Here is a 22,323-nt window from a genome sequence, read left to right as displayed (position 1 = left end):
TCGCCTGCTACCTATCCGAAACCGAGCCGTGCTAAGCTTAGACCTGAGATGCTTTAACGGGTATAGTTCAGTCGGACTGACCGTCGTTCGGCATCGGCCTGGGAAAGGTTGGACGCGGGGCTTTCGAGCAAGCGGAACAGCGCCTCATCGCGCAAAGCGCGCGCGGCTCTCGATTCCGGAAATCGATGCCTCGCCGAGGGGTTTGCACATGGCACCTTCCAGCTCAACGACCTCCTGCACGGGCTGCTGAAGTAATGGGACAGGCCAAACAAAAGAAGAGCCGCTACCAGCAACTGCTGGAGGACAACCCGCTGTGCTGCCTTTGTGGAGGCGTGACCAAGTCGTCCACGGTCGACCACATCCCGCCTCAGGCGTGCTTCCCGCGTGGGTTCTTCCCGGAGGGTTTTGAGTTCCCCGCGTGTGAGGCCTGCAACGGCTCGACCAAAACGGAGGACCAGATATTCGGCTACTACATGCAGATGGGAAACCCCGACCTGTTCACCAAAGACTTGTGGTCGATGTGGCGACTGCAGGATGGCATCAAGAACAACTATCCGGCCGCGCTCCTGAACACCAAGCTCAGCAATCAGGCTAAGGCGGCGGCGCTGGCTGATATGGGGATTCATGTGCCAGCGGACGCCGATTTGTCGAACATGCCGCTGGCTGGTGTGCCTGCAGAGTTTCCTGCGGCGGCCACCAATATCGGGCGAAAGATGGCGTGTGCGATCTACTACAAGGAAACGGGCGGCAAGTTCCTTACGAAGAAGCACTACATCTGGACCGCAACGGTTCACAGCGGCCATCCGCGCGCGTCGCAGCTAACCGACTACGTGAATAGGATGTTGCCTGAAAAAGAGGTTGGCGGCCGGGGCAACATCAAGGATTACGGCAGGCGGTTCGGTTACCGTTACGGGTACAAGGAGAAGGAGGACTTCATGATCTCCACCTCGCAGTTTGGAGTCGGGTTCATCACGATCTGTACCAGTGGCATCCTTGATAAGGGCAAAGAGCGGATACCACCCGAGGAGCTTCAGACCATTTTCCCGACGCCCGAAGAGCGGGCAGCTGTCGCTGATGCAAAGGAAGCGGTGAAACCCGCAGCTGCCCCAAAGGCTTGATTGAGCCTAGTCTTCTACGCTGACGCTCACTTTGCCCGGTCCGTCCTCGATATGTCGGCGTATGATCTGCCCGATGTCCGACCTGCCCTGCATCTCAAATGACAACGCTAGCTGTGGCAACTGGTAAGCGTTGCCGTTATCTTTCATGAACTGCACGAAAGCCTCGACCAGGTTTTCAATTTGGTCGAACGAGCTGCCAGACGGGGCGTGCGCAATCACTCTTCTGGTGAAGTCTTCGATTTGGACCTGTGGAACGGCAGCAGTTAGCCGCCGCACCGTCTCCGGGCCGGTAAGCAACTGTTGCCGCGCCTTCTCCCGACTCTTCGCTTCCAGCGCCTCCGCGGGCGTCACCTTGAAGGCAATTTTCTGGGTGCCTGCCTTGGCATCCGCCTCATAGCTGAAATCGAATTCGATACCGTTCTTGATAGCCGTGTCGGCGAGACGAAGTCCTGCCTTCGCAACCTTCGACATATCCGGCAGCTCGATCAGCGGACTTTGAGGCACCGCATGCGTGCCTTTGAAGAATCCCTTCATCCACGTCACGAACTTGGCCATGTGGCCGGTCGCGACAGTGATGGCGGTGAGAGCCGATGCACCGCCACCGGCTAGGATGAGATAATCGTAGAGCAGGAAGCCGGACGAGCCGGTTTCGAAACGCGCCAGGACAAGCCGGCTTCCCGTCACGCGCTTGTAGTCGGCGTTAAGGTCGCGCAGGAGGTTTGCAACCTCAGCTGCATCCAGCGGCCGCTCATTGTGTATGATGAGCACGAGCGCGTTCAGACGCTCGCGCTCCGAAAACTCGATTTCCGCCATGCCCCCGATTCTCCTCTTTGCCGACGTCTACTAGGAAAGCTCAACGTGTCCGGACGAATACCCGGCTGTGGTTCAGGCAGCTACGGCGAGCGCGATCAGGGCGGACAATGCCCGCGGATGTTCACGGTCAAATCGCCGTGCGGCTTCGCATTTCCATGCAGGCTCGCAAACTGGGTTCGTTCCATTACCCAGCCGTGTCGGCCCAGTATGGACCGGGCCGACACAGGTCCTCGACCGTCACGCCCCGCAAAAGTGGTGGAACGTCTGGGAGTTGCCTCGCGAATTCAGTATATCCTTTGGAGATAAACGGGGCGCTTAGTCAAGTGACAACACTATTATCCTGGGTTTCGGTCGATTCGAGAGGGCCGAGCAGCATTTACATTGTGGGAGATAGCCGGATCACATGGGGCTCAGAATCTCACCGGTGGGACAGCGGCCGCAAGGTATTTGCGTCCCGGTCGGCGGACGTGTTCGGCTATTGCGGCGACGTTCTGTACCCAACCTTAGTGCTCGGTCAACTCGGAGATTTAGCCGGGCAAAGCCTGCTTTGGGACCAACAGGCAACCGCTGAAATGCGGCACGACAAGATTGTTGAGTATCTGAAACGGTCATTTGAACGGCGGCATAATGCTCCAGATTACGACTTCATCATCTTGCACGGTGCACGAGATGGTGAGGGGCTGAGAGGGTCGTTTTACCTTTGGAAAACCAGTTATCAAGCTGGGCGGCGGACCTGGACGGACCAGAAGATCGAAGTTGGCGTTCCATTGAAAAGCGCCGTGTTGGTTAAACTTGGAAGCGGCGACCACGCGCTGGATCGCGAAATCAACGCTTGGAACGCGAGCCCACAGGGCGGCACCGCCCGGTCGATTTTTTCATCGTTTTGTGACGCGTTGGAGAAGAAAAGCGATCCACTTTCTGGCGGCGTGCCGCAGATCGTGTCGCTTAATCGGCGCGGCGGTGGCAGGGTGATTGGGTTCATTGCCGACGGCGCGCACTACGTCTATGGCCTTCCAATCCAACCGCTTCCGGAGTTGAGCAAGATAGAGTGGGTAGACTCTCTCTTTCAAAGGATGTCTCCGGAAACAATGACACTGCTGCCGAACGCCCAACGACACGCCCGTGTTGAGAAGGGAGAGAAAGACGGTTTAGCTAAATTTATCGGCAAATCGTTTGGCAAGACGGGCTCTTAGCTGCTCCAATATTGCCCTTAGCGTCATACCTGTGGATGCACGGCCACTGGCATTCAAAATAGGCGCCCTTGCAGCGCCTGCGCCCCGGCTCAGCTTGCCGATAGACCATTCTAGGCGGAAGTAGGAGATGCATCTGGCAACCCTGCGTTGCCCACCTCTTTCACGACGGGCCACGGCCGACCTGAGGAGATATCCGGATGGCGGGGACCAGCATCAATCCCACCTTCCTCATCACGCTCGGCGTCAATCTGCACCAGATAGTCGGCAGCGAATTTGGCCGTTTCGGGATCAGAAGACCGGGTCAGACCGTACAGTCCTTTACGGAGTTCGGACAGATCGCGTGGGATGAGAGAGTAAGACGACGAACCGTTGCCAGTCGGCTGGTGGAAATACAGAATCTTGGAGCGCGTATTCCAGCCAAATTGACCGATGACACGGCGTCCGGTCTTGTCTTGTGCAAGCTTCAGGACGGTGGCGTGATCTGCTCCAGCGAGAAGGATGCCCGCGAGCAGCGCCTTCTGTCGCTCATCATTTACCGCGTCATATCGCGCCGGTAAGTTCTCCCGCGCCTCTGGCGAGAGCGTCAGAAACAATTCGTCGGGGTAGTCAAAGCGTGTGCCGCGCTCGATCGGTCCATTGCCGTATTTCCCGGCCGCCATTTCCAGTAGGAAGTCCAGCGTTGCCTGCCCCGGATTCTTGAGCGCAAGAAACAGCTCGTATTGGTCAGTCAACTTCGGGTAGCGGTATACGAGCCCACGCAAAAGTTCGATCCGAAGACCTTCTTCCAGATGTCGCACACTGTTCAACAGATCCCGGATACGCCATTCGCCGAACTGGAATTTTGCGGCCATCGCATCGAGTCCGTCAAACAACGCGAACGGCTGATCCGAGACCGGTAGCAGTTCCAGCCAGTCAAACAATGTGTATAGGTCATTGTCCTGTATCCATTTACGATCGCCGTGCTCGGCCATCGCATCCGACAGCCCCTTCATGATGATGCCAGCGGGCACGACAAGACCGCCGACCGTCATGCGTTGCGCAAGTTCTAGCCGCAGCCGGTGTGGTAACTCGGCCTGCAGGAAGTCGATCAGGAATGCCGTGCGGTTGCCATGCGGAAGCAGCACGGCGCAGCCGGCAAATCGCGCCGCACGTCCAAGTTCTTTCATGGATCCGGCCTTACCCCAGGTCTCTGCGACCTTGAAAAGCAGATCCGCTGTGTCGCAGTTCTGGGTGCGGTCCCTTGACCGATTTGCGACGGCACGGGCGAAGTCGGGCCATTGGCTGAACTTGCGATCTTTGTCGTCAGGCGCTGGTTCGTTTCGCTGCTGCCAGATGACTTGGAGCCCGACAGCCGCTTCCGGACCGAAGTCCGCGTCGAGAAGATAACGCTTCAGCACCGCTTCGGCCTCGTCGTTGCCGATAGTTGTCAGCATGATGCGGTACTCGTGAACGTGAGACCATCGCATTTCGTTCAAGGCATTCTCGTCGGACCTGTTGACCGCATACGCCGCCCTTGCCGCGGCAAGACCCGCGAGGTCTGCTTCGACCATCCTGTTCAATATGGGTACCTGACAAGCATCAGGAACGCGGCGCATCGCCCACGTGAGTTGGGCCATGTGATGCCGTGAAGCTGACTTGCCGAGGAGCTGCTGCCCCCATCCTTCTATAAGTTTGACGGCAGCTGGTCTGCTGGCAGGGGGCATCTGCAAGTGTTCGATATCCCCTCCGCGACCGTGCCGGCTGAGAACATCGGCGAGGTCGTTGATTTCATCTGAAGTTAGCCCTTCTGCGAACTCCTGCAAGACATCGATCAGCACGCTTGCGCGCGTGCTTTCCAGCTTGTCTGCAAGCTTTTGGGAGGGTCCGTAGGCAGCCTCTGTCCGCTCGCCGTCCGCTCGCAACTTGCGTCTGGTATCAAGGTAGCGAACGGTCAATTCCCGAACGGTACGCTCCCCGGCTAGAAAACACGCCACGCTTGCTCGATCGCTCTTGTCGTCCTGCAACGTCAGCGTGGCTACAGGGTCGTCGTCGGTGGGCTCGGCGCCTTCCAAATACTGCAGCGGCTGATAGGGTAGGTCGAGACCATTCTCCACTCGCCACCTGAGCGCCACGGCGTGGCGCGGAAAGCGGTTCCAGGCTTCGTGCGTGATGTGATGTCCGCGGTCCTTGAACGAGAATGCGAGATCTTTCAGTTCGCGCTCAACCGCCACCGCTGCTTCTTCGTCCGAAAGGGAGTCGAGGGCCGTCGCCAAACGGACCTCTGGCGATGCATCGGCTGTAACTAGGGCTTTTCGCCTTTCCAAGAGGTCAGCCAGTAGTTCTGGATCCCGAACCCCGTCGAATTGGTTCTTTCGTGCGACTGCTTGCGCCAACTCGTCACCAGAGGCTCGCAGAAGCTCCTCCATTTGCCGCGTGGCGACACGGAAAGAGAGGCCTTCAAAGATGCGAAGCCGGATTTCCAGATTGTGTTCATTCAGCGCCAATGCGAGGACCGCATCGAGGGCGTCCCGATCGCCATGAAACGCCAATTCGGTGGCTAATGTCTCGCGTGCCTGATCAGGCAGTCCCGCGAAGTCCCGCGCGAGACGATCTCCGAGGACGAACGGATTGAAGCGACGCACGATCCTCATCGCGCTCATCTGCTTCTGACCGTTGTCGCCGGAAACGAAAGGCCACACGATATCCGCAAACTCGGGCCTTTTAGTCTCGATCATGAAACCGACCGCGCGGTCTAACCGGCCTTGCGTATGCCAGGCACGCCCGAACCTTACGACCCTGTCTCCAATGATCTGCCAAACAGTCGGCCCCGATCGCGCGACAACATGCGCGGCGAAGATTGGGTCGATACCCAGCAACAAATCCACAACCTTCGCAACAACCTTGGCACCCGCCTCGTCTTTCCGCGACATTCGCTCGCATGCAAAAAGGACCACCTCGGTCCAGCTGCGGTCGTTGAGCGCAACTGTCGTAAGCGGATGCTCTAGGCTGAGGTCATCCCCTGCCATTACGAGCCCCGCCTCCAGGTCAAGGGATGCAAACCACTCCTGTAGCTGCTGGTGCTGTAACGAATAGAGCTGGCTGTCATGCCTGATCAGCAAATGACTGGCCACAAGGACGTCGAGGACGTGAGGCGGGTTTGGTGCGGTGGAAATCTGCCCGTCAGACAGGAGGTTTTCGCTTGCGCTCGATACTGCCGAACGCGCATCGCGATCGTGAATTGTCGGCGTACCCGACAGTTGGGCGGTCGCCGCGATGGTCGTGAGGTAGGTATGCTGGGCGTCATGCAGTTCCCGGTGAAATAGCTCCTTGTTGGCGGGAATGGCCTCGTGGGCTTCGACCATGCGGCGAAGTACTTCTTCCTTCGTCTCGGGTAGCTTTCCCGAGGTGGTCGCTTCCATCAAGGCGTGCAGATATAGAGGTATCGTTACGAGGTCGCGCAGACCGACGGTACGCCAAGCGGCATCGAGCACGCTGACGCCGTCCTGCCCCCTCATGCCCTTCGCGACTTCGCGTTGCTGCTCGTCCGACAGGGGGAGGACAGAGATACGGCGCCCTGCAAGCGGGACGTCCACGGCGGTCCGGCGACTGCTCATAACCACGTTCAGCAGCGGGAACAGTGTTTCAAGTTCTTCTATCTCCTTGATGAGACGGCGGCGTGCTGTGTCGGGGACTTCGTTCCAGCCGTCCAGGATCAGGGCGAGCTCGCCATGGTCTGCCAAGAACTTGAGGTGCGCACTGGAGAGCGCCTCGTAAACTCTCCGCCGGGATGCCCAGTCAAAGAGGTCTCTACCGGATTCGGCCCATGCGCCAAGAGGCACGAACACTGGCACGGGACCTGCCTCGATCATCTTGCGGGCGATCTGGATGAGGGTCGTGGTCTTGCCGGTGCCGGGGGCCGACAGCAGGACGATATGCTGCGCCGTAGCGAGAACCTGAGCGAAGTGGCCTTGGTCTAGGTTGCGGACGTCTTGAACATCCTCGACGTCCTCCACCCCGAGTTCAAGTTCCACGGAATGCCTTGGCCAGCTCCGTCGCCGCTCATAGGTTTCAATATCCGCCAGCGACGCCGCGCGTACCTGCGCCTTTACAGTCGCAAGATCGGCATCGTGCGGCAGACCGAGCCGTGAAATGTATGGCGCCAACTGCTGGATAAGTTCGTCCGACAGTTGGGCGATGGTCGCTGGACCCTTGCCACTGGCAAGTTGCTGGAACGCGCGCTCTTCGGCCTCCTGCTTCCACTTCTCCAGTTTCTCGACCGTGAACTCCTTGGCGTTGTGGTCAATGAGGTGGGCATGGTCGGCGCAGAGCCAGATTCCGTTATCCGCACTCGCGCGTTCGGTCGGGTTCTGACTGGAATCGTAGCGGGGCCCTCCGGGTGACGCGGCTTTGATGTGGGCGGCCACGCCTATGTTGTTCGCACCTTCTTCGCCTTTGCGTGGCCCGACGGTCAGCCGCTGGCACTTTGGGTTGGAACACAGGTAGCCGACACGCTGGGCGAGCTGGATCTTGACGATGGGCTTGAAGTCGTCGCGCCGGCGTGCTGCGGCGGCAGGCCTGATGCCGTCTATCGGCGAAGCGGTCTCGGGCGTCATAGGCGTGTGGGGCATGTGACGAGGATACTGGAAAAAGCGGTCGCCGCGAAATGCTCGGTATAATAAGGCGCCTGCATAGGCGCGGGGAGGAAGGTTGCTCAGCGGCCGACCTCTGAGAGCAGTTCACAAGGAATGGGGTTACCTCGCGTGGTGATCCTTCAAGGGGTTTCAGTGGCATACTTGGATTGCTTTTCGATCTTCAACGACGTGCAGTCCCGCAGAGCTGCCACGGCTACAACAACTGTGATGGTCGCCTCGACGGGCTATTCCAAGAGGGTTGTTGCATTCGGGTTAGCCGGCCAAGGGACCAAAACGCTTTCGGCCACCAATAAGTCAGCTCCGCGTCGTGGGCGACGCACTTGAGTGGGCCAAACGGCAGCTATTCGCTGGCTTCTTTCGATAGCGGACCGTCGGCAGTCGGCCCCAAAGCTGCCAGGCGGGAACGCGCCGCATCTAGGCCATTCCGCCGAGCCGAAGCCGCTCCCGAAAGCCGACGTTCGTTCACGTAGCGGCGATCGACACAAATGGTGGAAACCGGACCGACCGCTTTGGTAGCTAGGTATCGGTTTAGGCCATTCATTATTTCAGTCGGCAGGAGCCTCGACGCCTCTTATGAGCGCTGGCGAGTATAGCGGGCCTTCGTTTCTCCGGATGGCGGGCCGCATTCGGACGCTCAGATAAGAAGGCGGAGCCAAGTTAGTCGCTTTGCTCGTGCAAATATTCTCCTCAGGCCTTTGTTCTTGATTTGATCGAGTGCTATAGCGAGCGAAGGGGGTAACGTGGCAGCAGTTTTTATACACTTGTCTGACATCCACTTCGGCCAAGAGAAGGATGGAGGGCTCCTCTTTATCAACGACGATGCGAAGAAGCGGCTACTCGACGACGCCGCTGCGGAAATCGCGAAGCTCGGGACGAGTGCATCCGGCGTCATCGTGACCGGTGACATCGCCTATGCTGCGAAGTATGAGGAGTATGCGATTGCGGGCGAGTGGCTGGACCGGCTGGCGGAGCGCATCGGCTGCAGTCGCCTCGACATCCAGATGGTCCCCGGCAACCACGACATCAATCGCGACGCGATCACGCCGATGGCGAAGTACCACCTGGATGCTGTGCGTGAGCAGGGCGACAAGATGCTCGACATGCTCCTCGACGACGAGGCCCAGCGCGAGGCACTCTACGAGCGCTTCGCCGCCTACCGGGACTTCTCGGGCGGCTACGGATGCGATCTTGACGTCGGCGGGGTGTACTCGGCCGACGTGGCCGTCGCCGTGGCGCCGGGGCGGACTGTCCGCTTCGTAAGGCTGAATTCCGCGCTGATCTGCTCTCGCAAGGACGACGAGGGCAAGCTGATCCTGGGTGCGCGTCAGCGCGTGTTCGAGGCAATCGACGGCGAGGAAATGGTGGTGCTCGTCCACCACCCGCTCAACTGGCTCCAGGATTCGGACGAGGCTGGCCGCTACTTCAAGTCGCGCGCCCGCGTGATCATATCGGGGCACGAGCATTTCCCATCGCTGGACATCAAGCCGGTCGAGGAGGGCTGCGATCTCCTGATGCTCGCCGCCGGCGCGACTGCGCCCGACGACATCGACGAGAAGTACACGTACAAGTACAATATCCTTACGTTCGACTGGGACGAGGCCTTCGACGCGCTGGAGGTAACGATCAACCCACGGACCTGGAACTTCGACATGAAGCGCTTTGAGACGGATGAGCAATTCCTCGAAGGCAGGTCGGAGCGCAATGTCCTCGGCTCGCCCTACTTCCGCAGGGGGGCTTCGCCGGTTGCCCCGATCCAGGGCGTTGCGGACGAGCCGGCGCAGCCGCAGCCGGTTGCGAACCCGGTGACGGGATCGAAGGAGGTAGACTTGTCGATGTCCGACGACGTTCGTCTGGTTCGCCTGCGCTTCTTCCGGGACCTGCCGGAGGATAGGCGTCGGCGCATCCTCGTCGAACTTGAGGCGATACCCGCCGATCTGACGGATCGCCTCGATCACACGATCGAGCAGCGGTTCTTCGCGAAGCTGGTCGCGCAGGGACGCACGGGTGAATTGTCGGCCGCGATAGACGCGGCGATACTGAAACTGAAATCGGGGGACGGTGAATGAGCGTGATGGCGAAGTACGTCAGGATTTTTTGGCCGAACCCCAAGGACGAGGACGTCATTCGTCGCAACGCCGCCGTCGTGACGGTCCAGTCCTGGATCACGGGGTTCGAGGACTCCTGGTCGGCGATCCGGCTGGCCTCGGAGCTGGCCGATGGCGTCGCTGACGGGAAGGCGCGCGATGAGTTCGTCACGAAGGTGGAGCAGGCGATCGTCGGTGCGGGAAGCGCCGCGTTCGTGCGCGAGGACCACGATCTCGAGATCATCGTCTTGGCGCTGGTTGCGGCCCTCGACCTCGTCCGGCGTGAGCCGGACGATTCCGGCTGGGCGCCGGTCGACGCGCTGGCTGCGGGCCTGTGGTCGGCGCTGTCGTTCCAGTCCCCCGTCTCGCAGGAGCCCGTCGAGCTTCTCCGCCAAGAGGTGCTCGTCGCCGCGCGGATCAGGACGATGCTGATCGCCGAGCGGTCGCGCAAGCGAGCGCAGGTACCAGAGATCGGTGCACTCTCGATTCCCGAAGGCCAGCCGACGGGCACGCGGGCGAAAACCGCCTTCCGCAAGGCAACCGAGCCTTTGGTCAAGGCCCTGCGGGAGAACGCCGAGCTGGATCGAGAGGAGCTCGAGTTTCTGTGGTGGAAGATCGAGGACTGGAGCGAGGCCCTGGACGCTTCGCTTTCGGGCGCCGATCCGCTTGTCCGCGCGGTGGTCGCCGGCATCGACGGCGCCTCGAAGCTTCGGCGCCTGCCTGCCTCCGGCCACCGCAACGTGGTACTGCGCGGCGTGCCGACCGGAAATCCAGCCACCCTGGCCGCGCTGCTGGCCGCCCTCGGGAATCACCGCGCTACGCTCGCGAAGTCTATCGACTCGGAACGGGTCGGCCGGTCGTCCACGGTTTTCCCGCTGCTCGCGGCGATCGCCAGCGGGGACGCCGCGCGCTCTGGCGCGGATATTGAGCGGGACGCGCGTGATTGGGGCGCGCGAGCACTTCTCGAAGACGGCATCCTCCAGGTCGCAACGCTGAGAGGCGTTTGATCATGGTCCAGGGCTCCTGCCGGATGAGCGAGTGCACGTTCAACGTGACGGGTCAGTGCGTGCTGAACCACCCCGTCGAGCAGTGCTCGAACCGTAGGGATCCGGGCGAGCCGGCGGATGGCACCGAGGATGACGAGGGTGCCGACGACGGCGTCCACGCCGCGGGCACCGCAGCCGAAGCGCAGTCCACCTCCGATCGGGGCGGCGCCGTGTTGGTGAGTCCGGACGAGACGCCGAGGCTTCCTTCGAGCCTCACGATGGGTCTCGAGGAGTCGACGGCGCTCATGACGCGGCGCCACACGACGATGGTCGGCATCTTGGGGCTGCCCGATTCCGGCAAGACCGCGTGCCTGGTGAGTGCCTACCTGCTCCTCGCCAAGGGCGAGTTCGAGGGATACGACTACGCAGACAGCGCGTCGCTGATGGCATTCGAGCAGATCTCGCGCGGCAGCCGCCACTGGACGAAGGGCGACGAGCCCGGGCAGCTTACGGTCCACACCGAGATGGCTGACGACCGACAGGCGGGGTTCCTGCACTTCAGACTGCGTCGCCGGGAGGACGGCCGGTTCTTCGACATGCTGATGCCGGACCTTCCGGGCGAATGGTCAAAGGCCCTGATCGACAAGACCGACAGCGACCGCTTCTCGTTCCTCGGGTCGGCGTCGGTGATCTGGCTGATGGTCGATGGGCGTGCCTTCGTCGAGGCGAAGACCAAGCAGTACGCGACCTACCGGGCCGAGATGCTGGTCGAGCGGCTGTCCGCGATCCTGCCAACGCCCAGGCCGCGAATTATCCTCGTGCCCAGCTGGCGGGACATCGGCGAGTTCCCGCCGGACGCCTACGAGAGCATCTGCGAGGCGGGTCGCGGGCATGAGATGGAGATCGCGCTCGCGCCGATCGCCTCCTTCTCCTTCGGAGACGTCGAGCCTGGGTCGGGTATCGCACCACTGATCGACATGACGCTGAACCACGACCGCGCCGCACCCGACTTCTGGCCGGACGACCGGAGCCCGGGTGAGAGGACCCTTGGCTGCTTTAGGAGTGCCGCATGACCCGTAGATCGATCGTGCTCCTGGGCGGTCCGGATTCGGGCAAGACCAACTACGTCGGCCGGCTCTGGCCGTCGTTCAAGAAGCGCAAGGGCGTTCTGCGGGCTGAGCGGCTGCCGGATGACATCGCCTATGTCGACGGGGCCGTCGAGCATCTGATGCAGGGCAGCTTCGCGCCCCGCTCAGACCGGAATCTTGAGGTTGGCCGCACGGACTTCTCGATCAGCGTGCGCGGTGCGAATGGCGCGGGTGCGCCGACCGAGCTGATGGTGCCGGACATTTCGGGCGAGCTGTGGACACGCACGGTGGCGACGTCCGAGATCTCCCAAGAGTGGCTCGACGTCCTGAACGAGGCGGAGGGCGCCGTCGTCTTCGTGCGGGCGCTCTCAGATCAGAATGTCAAGCCGCTCGACTGGGTCACAGCGCGCAACATCCTGCGGCTAGATGCGGAGTATGACGAGCCCGAAGCCGAATCGGCGGCCGGAGGCAGCGGCGAAACCATGATCCAGGCCGACGCGCCGGCGGCCGAAGCCGAACGGGTGCCTGCGGGCGAGGAGGACCGTGACGCGGTCGAGCTGCCATCCGAACCCGATCTGCCGACGCAGGTGCTGCTCTGCGAGCTCCTCCGTTATCTCGATCTGTATCTGGCGAACCGCGTGGACGGTGGCCGCCCGCACGTCGCCGTCGTAGTGGCCGCCTGGGACCTGCTCGACGCCGGCGTCCAGGCCGGGGGACCGATGATCTATCTCAGACGGGAGTTCCCGCTGTTCGCGGGCCGCCTTGCGCACACCGGCCGGCTGGACGTGAAGCTGTTCGGGCTCTCTGTGGTCGGGGGGGATCTCGAGGACGACGAGGAGTTCCGCAACCGCTTCCTCGAACGAGACATCTCTGAGCAAGGCTGGGTCGTCGTCGAGGACAAGGGCGGCATCAAGACCGACTTCGACGTGATGCTGCCCATCGCTTGGGCGATGGGGGACTAGGTTGGCCGGATTTGATCAGCAGCTGCATGGCTATCGGCAGGGGCATCAGCTCCTGTCGAGCACCATCCGGCTGCCAAAAGCCGACCAGGATCTGATTGACCGCCTCTCCGACGTCGCCGGCCCGCTCTCTCCGGGCGAACGCTTCGCGCCCTATCTGACGCTGTATCCCCTCCCGAGCGGGACGCACTACGTCGTGGCCCGGACCTGGCAGGACTTCGAAGCGCCGCGCGCTGGCTGCGTTCGAACCCGCAGCGTACTGGTGCCGATGGCCGAATGGCAGGAGGTTCAGGACGTGGCTTCGATTGTGGCCGTTGCCACCGAGGGGGGTACGGACCAGCCGGCCGAGCGGCGCCAGCCGGTCGCAGCCGCGACCCTGCTTCCACCGGTCGATCCGCTGCAGGGCACCGAGCTGATCGAGGCGATGTTCTTGGAGGAGCGAGCGCCGATCGTTGTGTTTGACGCGGAGAGGCCGGAGCCGCTCGCGCTCCGGTTGACGACCGCGCTGTGGCCGGGCTTCCGCCGCACCTTCAGCATGTCGACCTTCGCCCGCTCGCCCCGGTCCATCGGCCGTCGCAGTTTTGATCTGGTGTTCGCGTCGAAGGAGGCCAGGTCACGGTTCTCCAATTGGAAGGGGCGTCGCATTGACGGGCGGAAGCGCGGGCCGGCGCGGCATCCATGGTCCGCGCCCATCGTCGCCCAGGTCCTGAGCGCTCCGGTCCCGTCGCTCAAGAGCCTCGATGTGCTAGGCGAGATGTCGTCGGATGGGGTCGGCAGTGAATCGGCCCTTCGGGTCTCGCTGCTGTGGGACGACCTGCGACGCAAGCTGCCGAGCTCCCCGACGGCGGCGCTTGGCATGCTCGACATCGCCAATACGCGGAAGGTCAGGCAGGTCGACCTGATCCGCGAGCTGGAGCCGGCTCTTGCCCGCTCGGCCTCGATGGCGACCACCACCATGAAGGCTGAGGATGCCTGGCGGTATCTGGGCGCACTGATCCAGAAGCTGGAGGGGCTAAGTCCTTCCCTGTCCGTAGCAAAGTCGATCCGCACGGCGGCGGTCGATCTGGCCTCCCGCCACCCGGTCGAAACGGCGGAGGTGCTGTCGTCGCTGAACGTCGAACCGCAGAGGGAACTGCTCGTGCGCGCGGCTGCCGACGGTCTCGCGCGGTCGCTCGATCACCACGTTGCGGAGATGCTGAGCCGCCTCGATGGCGACGATCTGCTGGATATCCTGTTCGCCAGTGCCTCGCTGGCGCAAGGAACCGTCGGGAGGTTCCCGGTCGTCTCGTCCGCATTGGCGGCTGCGCTCCGGACAACCGACGACGGCGTCCGGGAGAAGGCGAGGAAACGGTTACTGGGCCTGCTGGTCGATGATCGCCACGTCGAGCCTGCGCGGCTACTCATCAACGATCTCGACGCCGAGGGCCTGATCAAGGAGGCCGCGCATGTGAATACGGTTAACCGGCTAAGCTCGCCCGAGATCAGGAGCGTCCTCGTCGAACGAGCTCGGACGCTTCAGGCGAACGCCGCCCTCCGTGAGGCTGTTAGCGCGATGGGCGCAAGCGTCGGAGGTGATGCGCTCGTCGAGGCGACGCTGCGCCAGACCTCGGCTGATCTAGAATGGCTGCTAGGGACAGCGGCGCTAAAGCCACCGCGGCGCATCGAACTAATCCGCTCGCTGCTCACGACCGCGACGCCCTTGCAGCTTCGGAGCATGCTGGCAGACCAGGGCACGCTCGGGAACACCCTCGCCTCGTTGAACGCGGCCGACGGACTTGATACCGATTTGCTCTCCCGCATCGCCCGCGATGTGACGATGCCGCCCCGCGGCTACGTCGCTCTGGTGGTCGACCTGCTTCCGCATCTGAAGGGCGGCATTGGCACGGAGCTGATCGGCAAGGCGATCGAACTTGGGTTGCCGCAGGAACCGAACGAGGTTTCCTCGGCCGTTCTCGATCGACTGCTGTCGGCGGCGGGTGACAAGCTGAATGGCGGCAGGGCGATGGGCGTGGGTTTGCAGCGGAGCGTGTCGCCGGCGTCGGCGTCCCGGAATCTTTTGGCGTTCGGCCGCGCTCCCGCTGCCACCCGCAAATCCCTTCTCACCGGCATCGAGGAGATGGCGGTTGCTATGACGAGACGGCGCCACCTGGACATATCTACCGAGGCGGCCGAGGCCGCTGCGAGGATGCTGTGGGAAGCTGGATCGGTGACCGAAAGCGGTTTCGTACGGGCGTCCGCCATCCTGCTGCCGTTCGCGCTCGGCGATCGGCGCGAGGCTGCGTCGCCCTTGATCGCGGCGGCGTTCCCACCCGTGTATAGGGAACTCGCCAAGGACAGCGAGTTCGACCTGCTGAGCTACATCTTCGTCTTTCTCGACTGGGATAAATGCAAGAGCGCACGGCGACGCCTGATTGACGCGTTCTTTCGATCGGAATGGCGGATTTCCGACATCGCCACCGCCGCGGTGCGGGCCGGCGATCCGGTCCGCATCTTGGGAAGGATCGCGAGGGAGCGTGGTGGGGAGAAAGTTCTCAGGGACCTGATCGCCGATCTGAAGAATGTACCGGATGAGGCGCGCAAACCCATCCGCGCAGCCTTGAGAGAGCTTGGGCTGAAGTGAAGTGGAGAGTAAACAGAGGTGAGGTTGAAAGTTGTATTGCTGGATGCAAAATCAGTCGCGCGACGCGTAGCGGCGCTGATCGAGAAGCACGATCACGTTTCAATGGCGATGGCATGGGGCGACCTCACGCCGGTTGCGGAAACTCTGCTCGCCAACACAGCAAAATTCGGCTCGGTCCTGTTCGGCGTCGATTTAGTGGCATCAGATCCCGACCTGATTGACCGCCTCCCTGATGTTCAAATGCGTATGTCGCGAAAAACCGCCCGGGATGCTTTCACCCCAAGATTTTTTATTTCAGTTCAGGCCCCAAGGCCGAGGCGATTGTCGGCAGCGCAAATTTCACAAAAGGTGGCCTTGGGGCGAACCTGGAGGCCAGCGTCCACGTGAAAGGTCCCACAGACGATCACTTCTTCGGCCAGATCCGCGAGCAGCTGCGACGCTACGAACCGCTGCATGTACCGGTCACTAGGGTGTTGGCGGATAGTTACGGGCGCCAAGCCAAGGCCGCTCGCGGCACGCCCAGGCCGAAGAATCCGGTTCTGCCAGGAGACGCCAAGGAATGGGCCCGCATCAATGCACCGCTCGCCACGATGGGGTGGAAAGACTTCGTGATAGGCGCCCGCGCGGACCCCTATCATGACTTTGAAAAACGCATGAAGTTGCTGCGAACCGTTCAGCAAATGTTCTTCAAAACGTCCTCCTTCAGCGGCCTATCGGGCTCTGAGTGGAAGGGCATCGCAGGCATTCTGGGGGCGACAGAAGCGCAGACTTCCGGGCTCGATGATGTCGAATGGGGATGGTTCGGCTCGATGGGCGGCGCTGGTACCTTCAAGGAACTAATCGGCCTTCAGGACGCCGCCTTGGCCAAGGCTCTGGATTCCATCCCCAAGCGCGGGACGGGTACGGAAGAGCAGTTCGATAATTACAGCGAGGCTTTCACGAAAGCGTTCGTGGGTTTCTCTCGCACGGCGCGATTTGTCCGGCCACCAGACTCCTCGCTATGAAGCGCCCCGACTTTTTCGTCTGTGTGAATGGCGGCAACCAGACTAATCTAGCCGGGGCCCTGGCGTTCGCTCCAACGACCATCTCGCTCGATAATTATTGGGAGCGCATCGTCGTGCCGATCCAGCAAGCCCCGTGGTTCACTACACCGCGCCCGGCGGGACGGGATCTGGAGTTGTGGGATGCCCGCATAGCCATGCTGGATGCCATCTACTACGAACCCAAATCCGAGCGAGCGGGTTCGGTAAACGCCGAGGCCGAAGCGTGATCCAAGCCGCGAGGCCGCCGAAAGCCGAGCGGACACGCACGATCATTCGGCGTGGGGCCTCGCACAGATCTGACGGCGGGGTTGCCGAACATCGGCGTCCGATTTCGCACCAGTCCGGCTCGGCTGGGCGAGCACTCTGACAGGAGCGAACCATGGAGCACGGTTTCACGGCCGAGCATTTCACGCTGCTGGAAGCCTGGGCGGGCACGCCGCGACAAACTGGCGACCCAGCGCAAGACGCTGCGAGCAGCGCGGTGGTCGATGCATATGAAGCGACCGCGCGCTGGGCGCGGGCGATTAATGTGCGGCTGTTCCCAACCGGCTTCGTCCGCAAGAAGTCCGATCCGTTCGATCAAGGCCAGAAGTTCAAAGCTTATACTTGGTCGCGGATCTATCCCCGGCCTCAGGCACCTAGGGGCCTCGCCTATACCGTCGGGATCGACGCCGTCGGGGATTTCTGCGTGAAGCTGGACACCGTCGATCTGGGTGGCGGCCCGGAGCGCCTGCAGTACGAGGTTCTTCGACGCTACGACAATGACCTCTCGCCTTTTGCGGCTGTCTTGCCGGCCGAGGAGGGCCTGGCCATGTCGTTCGAAGCGCTTGTCGACTGGTCGGTCGAGCAAATCAGCCGTTTCGATCCAGGCTACGACGAGCTCGCGCTCGCGATCGGTCTCATTCAACCGCAACTGCGTCTCGTCACGGACAAGGACGTGTCTCGCAACGCCTTCGCCCGCTGGCGCTCTATCCTGTCCGACGAGCCAGAAGGCGCAGTCCACGCGATCGATGGACATCAGGTCTGGTTTGCCGCGCGCGATGGGGGCGGCGGCGCCGAAGTGAAACTGGGCCTCGATCCGCGCGGACGCGAATGGGGCGTCGAGATCAACGCCCCGCCGATCCCCGGCGATCATAACCGACTCTCGGCGATCGCCGAGGACGAGACCGGCGGGCTGTATCTCCTGCGGCAGGGCTGGCTGCGCGGACGGCGCCCCGCGCCCGACATCCGCGAGGAAGAGTTCAAGGCGTTGACCGGGCTGTCGCCGGAGCTTGTCAGCGGAACGGGCCGCGCGGCGCTTCGCCAGTGGTTCCGGGTCGCAAGCCTCGACGATTCCCCCGAACGCATCCGAAGGAGAACCGCGCGCTTTGTCGAATTATGTTGGGCTGCGCGTACCCCGATCGGCACGAATGGCGCGGGTGCGCCCGACAGCTATGGCGCAGCTGACAGCGGCGACCCGGTCGCGGGGGGCGAGGAGCGTGGTGGCGACTATGTATTGCCGGCGCGACCGGCGGCAGACGCAAAGATCATCGAAAAATTGCACGGCCTGGTCTGGAAAAGCCTCGCCACGATCCTCGGTGACAGTTCGGTCGGATATCGCAAATGGGCGCGCAGCCCGGGCTATGAGATCGATATGGAGATCGACGCGCCGGGGCCGGCCCCGCTGCTGGTCGAGATCAAGACCGGTTGCGGCACTCCTGACGTCCATACAGCCGTCGGCCAGCTGATGCTCTACCGGAAGCTCTTCCCCCATCTAGATAACCATCGGGCGGTGCTGCTAGTCGATGTCGACCTGCCGCCGCGCCTGCGCGCCGCGGTCGAGGCGCTCGATATCACGGTCCACCGCTATGCATGGGAAGACGCCGACGGCAAACGACAGGTGGCCTTTGCGCCTGAATTTATCGCGTTGTGCGGAGTAGCGGCATGAGTGACGATGCGCTCAGGAGATGAACGAACGTCCGCTTCTTGGAAGCGGCGAAACACTTCTACATGTCCGGGTACAGGTCTCCTGGCTGTTGCAGCTATAGCTGAACGATGGTCCGCTTTTGAGTCCGGTCATCCGAAACCCGTCAGTCCGCAAGCGGCCCAATACAAGTCATTCGCTCGTGCCTTCGCGATGACATTTCTTGGCGCCCCCAATCTTCCAAGCCTGCAACGTTCACTGCATCGCACGGGCGCGTATATTGGGTATCTTCAATATTCTGAAACGTCACGCCATCCTGCTTCCGTTTAACAAAACTCGGAGGCTGCGCCCATGACACCGACGAAGCTCCTTGTCGGTCAGATAGTCATTGTGTTCGCCATCGTCATTCTCGGCGTATGGACAGCGACTCAATGGTGCGCCCAAACTTTAGATTATCAGCCGCAACTCGGACCCCCATGGTTTGTCGCAGCCGGATGGCCGATCTACAAGCCGTGGCAACTGTTCGAGTGGTGGTTCCATTTCGACGCATACGCGCCCGAGGTCTTCGACACGGCCGGGATGCTTGCGGCCACCACAGGCTTCATGGGCTGCGCGGCCGCCATCGCTGGCTCCCTCTGGCGTGCGCGGCAGCGCGGCCTAGTCACCACTTATGGCTCGTCGCGATGGGCCGTGTCTTGGGAGATCGAGAAGGCAGGGCTGTTTCGACCAGCCGGTGTTTTCCTTGGCAAGCTGAAGGACCGCTATCTTCGCCATGACGGGCCGGAGCACGTAATGGCCTTTGCTCCCACGCGCTCGGGCAAGGGTGTTGGACTGGTTGTTCCGACGCTTCTTTCCTGGACCGGCTCGGCCGTCATTCACGACATCAAAGGCGAGAACTGGCAGCTGACCGCCGGCTGGCGGTCGAAGTTCTCGTACTGTTTTTTGTTCAATCCGACCGATCCGAGGTCAGCACGCTACAATCCGCTACTTGAGGTGCGCAAAGAAGTGAACGAGGTCCGCGATGTCCAGAACATCGCTGATGTCTTGGTGGATCCGGAAGGTGCGCTCGAGCGGCGCAATCATTGGGAGAAGACCAGTCACTCACTCTTGGTCGGCGCCATCTTGCACGTGCTCTATGCCGAAGAGGAAAAGACGCTCGCCCGCGTCGCCACCTTCCTGTCGGATCCGCAACGCTCCTTTGTCGCGACGCTGCAGCGGATGATGACGACCAATCACCTCGGCACGGCGGACAAGCCCCAGGTCCATCCGGTCGTGGCCTCCGCAGCGCGCGAGGTGCTGAACAAGTCGGAAAATGAGCGTTCTGGCGTGCTCTCGACCGCGATGTCGTTTCTCGGGCTCTATCGTGATCCGACAGTGGCCGCGGCAACATCGACCTGCGACTGGCGCATTGCGGACCTGATGGATGCCGAGCGGCCGATGTCGCTCTATCTGGTCGTGCCGCCGTCGGACATCTCGCGCACCAAGCCGCTGGTGAGACTGGTGCTCAATCAAATCGGCCGCAGGCTGACTGAGCGCCTGGAGGGTGACCCGAAGAAGAGCCGCAGGCATCAACTCCTCATGATGCTCGACGAATTCCCGGCGCTCGGACGCCTCGATTTCTTCGAGACCGCGCTTGCCTTCATGGCAGGCTACGGCATCCGCGCCTATCTGATCGCTCAATCCTTGAACCAGATCTCCAAGGCTTATGGCGAGAACAACGCCATTCTCGACAATTGCCATGTGCGGATTTCCTTTTCTTCCAATGACGAGCGCACGGCCAAACGCATCTCGGACGCGCTCGGTACAGCGACGGAACTCAGATCCATGCGCAACTATGCCGGCCATCGGCTGGCACCCTGGCTTTCGCACGTCATGGTGAGCCGCCAGGAAACTGCGCGACCGCTGTTGACACCAGGCGAGGTGATGCAATTGCCGCCTTCGGACGAGCTGGTGCTGATATCAGGATTGCCGCCGATCCGTGCGAACAAGCTCCGCTACTACGAGGACCAGAATTTCACCGAACGGGTGCTGCCGGCGCCGGTGTTGCGCGACGGTCTTTACGCGGACTGTCCTGCGTCGCGCCCCGATGATTGGAGCGGACTAGTCCGCAGTGTTGACCGCCGTCTCGCTGCAGATGACGAAAACGCCGGCGCGGCAATCGAAGAAGACGGCGGCGTGCAACAGCAGCGTCATCCCGGCCTGCCTGAAGACCACGTCGTCGTCTCTCAGGAGCCTGATCAAGACGACCTCTTCAATCTGGCGGACGATGACGCCGAGGCACTCGCAGACAAGCGCGTCATGGACCGGGTTTCCACCGCAGCCAGCGCCTACGGTATCAACGAGGGAAGGGGCGACGACAAGGACATCATCCCCGGCTTCTAAGCGCTTTCGCAGCTCAGGCGTATCTCAGCGTAGATAACGCCCATAAGCGATTTTTCAGATATCGGCGATGTTCGTTCCCGCCGCCGGCGCATCAGCGCCGGCCAGTCGGAACGAGCCCCATGAAGCCCCATCGCATTCGCCACCAGTTTCTGCTCGAACCCGCGTTAAGCGAGAAGCTGGAAACGCTCAGCCGCAACCCGTCGACCACAAAATCGGCGATCGTTGCGAAAGCGGTCGAGGCCTTCATCGAGCGGCGTGGCGAGAACGAACTCGACAATCGTTATGGCAGGCGTCTCGACCGTCTTTCCCGCGACCTCGACCATATCCGAACCGATGTCGAGGTGATCCTGGAGAGCCTCGCACTTTTCATACGCTTTTCGATTACGCTTCATTCCCACACGCCGGTCCCGGATCGGGCGACACAGGCGATTGCCCAAGAGCGCTTTGACAAATTCGTCGAGCAGGTCGGTCGCCAGATCGCCTCCGGGAAGCGCTCGCTTGGCAACGGCAATGGCAATGGAGGCGAAGGATGAGCTCTCATCCCGCAGCCGACCACCGCCGCCGCGCCATGCTGCGCACAGCCATGGGCCACGCGATCACCGAGGCCCTTGCCGATCCGACCGTCATCGAGGTGATGGTCAACCCCGACGGCGCGCTGCGGCTCGACCGGTTGGGAGAAGGCCGGGTCGATACCGGCGTGCATATGCATCCTTCCGAGGCCGAACGCATCGTCCGCCTCGTTGCCTCTCACGTGCGCGCCGAGGCGCATGCGGACAACCCAATCGTCAGTGCCGAACTACCCTCAGGCGAGCGTTTCGAGGGCCTGTTGCCGCCAATCGTCTTGGCGCCATGCTTTGCCATCCGCAAGCCGGCAGCAAAACTCTACACGCTGGCCAACTATGTCGCCGATCGCATCATGCTCCCGCTGCAGGCTGATGCCCTGAGGAAGGCGGTACGCGAGCGGCGCAACATCCTGGTCGCCGGCGGCACATCATCGGGCAAAACGACCCTTGCCAATGCTCTTCTGGCAGAAGTCGCCGAATGCGATGAGCGGGTGATCCTCATTGAGGACACCCGCGAGCTGCAATGCGCGGCCAAGGACTGTGTTGCGCTGAGGACGAGGCGGGGCTCCGTCACACTTGCCGATCTCGTACGCTCGACCCTACGGCTGAGGCCCGACCGCATCATCGTCGGCGAAGTCAGAGGCGCGGAAGCGCTCGACATGCTGAAGGCGTGGAACACCGGTCACCCCGGCGGCATCACCACGGTCCACGCCAGTTCGGCGCGCTCGGCCCTCTACCGGATCGAGCAGCTCGCCCAGGAAGCGGTCGTCACCGTTCCCCGCCGGCTGATCGCCGATGCTGTCCACCTGATTGTCTTCATCGCCGGACGCGGATCGTCGCGCCGCATAGACGCGATTGCCGAGGTCACAGGCCTCGACGGCAGTGGCGACTACGCCGTTTGCCAGCTCACTCTTCCGCAACTCCAGCAGCTTTGAAAGGT

At 62.0% G+C, this 22,323-nt stretch carries 16 protein-coding genes; 14 read left to right on the top strand and 2 right to left on the bottom strand.

Annotated features, from left to right (window positions below; translation table 11 throughout):
• The first annotated feature begins 254 nt into the window (after nt 1-254).
• Nucleotides 255-1,118, top strand: a complete 864-nt coding sequence (locus NKK51_RS15770) for a hypothetical protein (protein ID WP_352553805.1) — start codon at nt 255-257, stop codon at nt 1,116-1,118.
• Nucleotides 1,119-1,124: 6 nt separating this feature from the next.
• On the opposite strand, the gene NKK51_RS15765 is transcribed toward NKK51_RS15770, so the two are convergent.
• Nucleotides 1,125-1,931: a hypothetical protein gene (locus NKK51_RS15765; protein ID WP_352553804.1), complete on the bottom strand. Its 807-nt coding sequence runs from the start codon at nt 1,929-1,931 to the stop codon at nt 1,125-1,127.
• Between the two features lie 467 nt (nt 1,932-2,398).
• Here NKK51_RS15765 and NKK51_RS15760 point away from each other — a divergent pair, with 467 nt between their 5' ends.
• A complete protein-coding gene (locus tag NKK51_RS15760) occupies nt 2,399-3,124 on the top strand; it encodes a hypothetical protein (RefSeq protein WP_352553803.1) in 726 nt (241 codons plus the stop codon).
• Between the two features lie 110 nt (nt 3,125-3,234).
• Here the strand turns inward: NKK51_RS15760 and NKK51_RS15755 are convergent, their stop codons facing one another.
• Entirely contained in the window at nt 3,235-7,716 is a 4,482-nt protein-coding gene (locus tag NKK51_RS15755) for an NACHT domain-containing protein (protein ID WP_352553801.1), read from the bottom strand.
• Nucleotides 7,717-8,516: 800 nt separating this feature from the next.
• Between NKK51_RS15755 and NKK51_RS15750 the strand changes: the two genes are divergently transcribed.
• The 12 genes from NKK51_RS15750 (at nt 8,517) to trbB (ending at nt 22,318) form a co-directional block, all read left to right on the top strand.
• Nucleotides 8,517-9,821, top strand: coding sequence for a metallophosphoesterase (locus tag NKK51_RS15750; protein WP_352553799.1), 1,305 nt, complete (start codon nt 8,517-8,519; stop codon nt 9,819-9,821).
• A complete protein-coding gene (locus tag NKK51_RS15745) occupies nt 9,818-10,846 on the top strand; it encodes a GTPase-associated system all-helical protein GASH (protein WP_352553797.1) in 1,029 nt (342 codons plus the stop codon). The genes NKK51_RS15750 and NKK51_RS15745 overlap by 4 nt, the downstream gene beginning before the upstream one ends.
• Before the next feature lie 2 nt (nt 10,847-10,848).
• Nucleotides 10,849-11,898, top strand: coding sequence for a TRAFAC clade GTPase domain-containing protein (locus NKK51_RS15740; protein ID WP_352553795.1), 1,050 nt, complete (start codon nt 10,849-10,851; stop codon nt 11,896-11,898).
• Nucleotides 11,895-12,875, top strand: coding sequence for a TRAFAC clade GTPase domain-containing protein (locus tag NKK51_RS15735; protein WP_352553793.1), 981 nt, complete (start codon nt 11,895-11,897; stop codon nt 12,873-12,875). The genes NKK51_RS15740 and NKK51_RS15735 overlap by 4 nt, the downstream gene beginning before the upstream one ends.
• Nucleotide 12,876: 1 nt before the next feature.
• Complete coding sequence (locus NKK51_RS15730) at nt 12,877-15,492, top strand: GAP1-N1 domain-containing protein (RefSeq protein ID WP_352553791.1); 2,616 nt, start codon at nt 12,877-12,879, stop codon at nt 15,490-15,492.
• A gap of 24 nt (nt 15,493-15,516) precedes the next feature.
• A complete protein-coding gene (locus NKK51_RS15725; RefSeq protein ID WP_352553789.1) occupies nt 15,517-15,879 on the top strand; it encodes a hypothetical protein in 363 nt (120 codons plus the stop codon).
• Entirely contained in the window at nt 15,876-16,496 is a 621-nt protein-coding gene (locus NKK51_RS15720) for a hypothetical protein (protein WP_352553787.1), read from the top strand. The genes NKK51_RS15725 and NKK51_RS15720 overlap by 4 nt, the downstream gene beginning before the upstream one ends.
• Nucleotides 16,493-16,762 carry a hypothetical protein gene (locus NKK51_RS15715; protein WP_352553785.1) on the top strand — a complete coding sequence of 90 codons (270 nt, stop codon included), beginning with the start codon at nt 16,493-16,495 and terminating at the stop codon, nt 16,760-16,762. Before NKK51_RS15720 ends, NKK51_RS15715 begins: the two co-directional genes overlap by 4 nt.
• Nucleotides 16,763-16,914: 152 nt before the next feature.
• Entirely contained in the window at nt 16,915-18,462 is a 1,548-nt protein-coding gene (locus NKK51_RS15710; protein WP_352553783.1) for a hypothetical protein, read from the top strand.
• A gap of 327 nt (nt 18,463-18,789) precedes the next feature.
• Nucleotides 18,790-20,820, top strand: a complete 2,031-nt coding sequence (locus tag NKK51_RS15705) for a conjugal transfer protein TraG (protein ID WP_352553781.1) — start codon at nt 18,790-18,792, stop codon at nt 20,818-20,820.
• 119 nt (nt 20,821-20,939) lie between these two features.
• Nucleotides 20,940-21,353, top strand: a complete 414-nt coding sequence (locus NKK51_RS15700) for a hypothetical protein (RefSeq protein WP_023711820.1) — start codon at nt 20,940-20,942, stop codon at nt 21,351-21,353.
• Nucleotides 21,350-22,318, top strand: a complete 969-nt coding sequence (gene trbB, locus NKK51_RS15695) for a P-type conjugative transfer ATPase TrbB (protein WP_352553779.1) — start codon at nt 21,350-21,352, stop codon at nt 22,316-22,318. Before NKK51_RS15700 ends, trbB begins: the two co-directional genes overlap by 4 nt.
• The last annotated feature ends 5 nt before the right edge of the window (nt 22,319-22,323 follow it).

It is taken from the genome of Mesorhizobium sp. M0011 (assembly GCF_040324155.1).
Taxonomy (GTDB): Bacteria; Pseudomonadota; Alphaproteobacteria; order Rhizobiales; family Rhizobiaceae; genus Mesorhizobium.
This window is presented reverse-complemented; position numbering and strand designations above follow the sequence as displayed.

Excerpts from the sequence above, each read along its gene's own strand:
- NKK51_RS15710 (WP_352553783.1), top strand. The coding sequence starts at position 16,915 with ATGGAGCACGGTTTCACGGCCGAGCATTTCACGCTGCTGGAAGCCTGG.
- trbB (WP_352553779.1), top strand. The coding sequence starts at position 21,350 with ATGAGCTCTCATCCCGCAGCCGACCACCGCCGCCGCGCCATGCTGCGC.
- NKK51_RS15700 (WP_023711820.1), top strand. The coding sequence starts at position 20,940 with ATGAAGCCCCATCGCATTCGCCACCAGTTTCTGCTCGAACCCGCGTTA.
- NKK51_RS15755 (WP_352553801.1), bottom strand. The coding sequence starts at position 7,716 with ATGACGCCCGAGACCGCTTCGCCGATAGACGGCATCAGGCCTGCCGCC.
- NKK51_RS15740 (WP_352553795.1), top strand. The coding sequence starts at position 10,849 with ATGGTCCAGGGCTCCTGCCGGATGAGCGAGTGCACGTTCAACGTGACG.
- NKK51_RS15705 (WP_352553781.1), top strand. The coding sequence starts at position 18,790 with ATGACACCGACGAAGCTCCTTGTCGGTCAGATAGTCATTGTGTTCGCC.
- NKK51_RS15715 (WP_352553785.1), top strand. The coding sequence starts at position 16,493 with ATGAAGCGCCCCGACTTTTTCGTCTGTGTGAATGGCGGCAACCAGACT.
- NKK51_RS15770 (WP_352553805.1), top strand. The coding sequence starts at position 255 with ATGGGACAGGCCAAACAAAAGAAGAGCCGCTACCAGCAACTGCTGGAG.
- NKK51_RS15735 (WP_352553793.1), top strand. The coding sequence starts at position 11,895 with ATGACCCGTAGATCGATCGTGCTCCTGGGCGGTCCGGATTCGGGCAAG.
- NKK51_RS15745 (WP_352553797.1), top strand. The coding sequence starts at position 9,818 with ATGAGCGTGATGGCGAAGTACGTCAGGATTTTTTGGCCGAACCCCAAG.
- NKK51_RS15765 (WP_352553804.1), bottom strand. The coding sequence starts at position 1,931 with ATGGCGGAAATCGAGTTTTCGGAGCGCGAGCGTCTGAACGCGCTCGTG.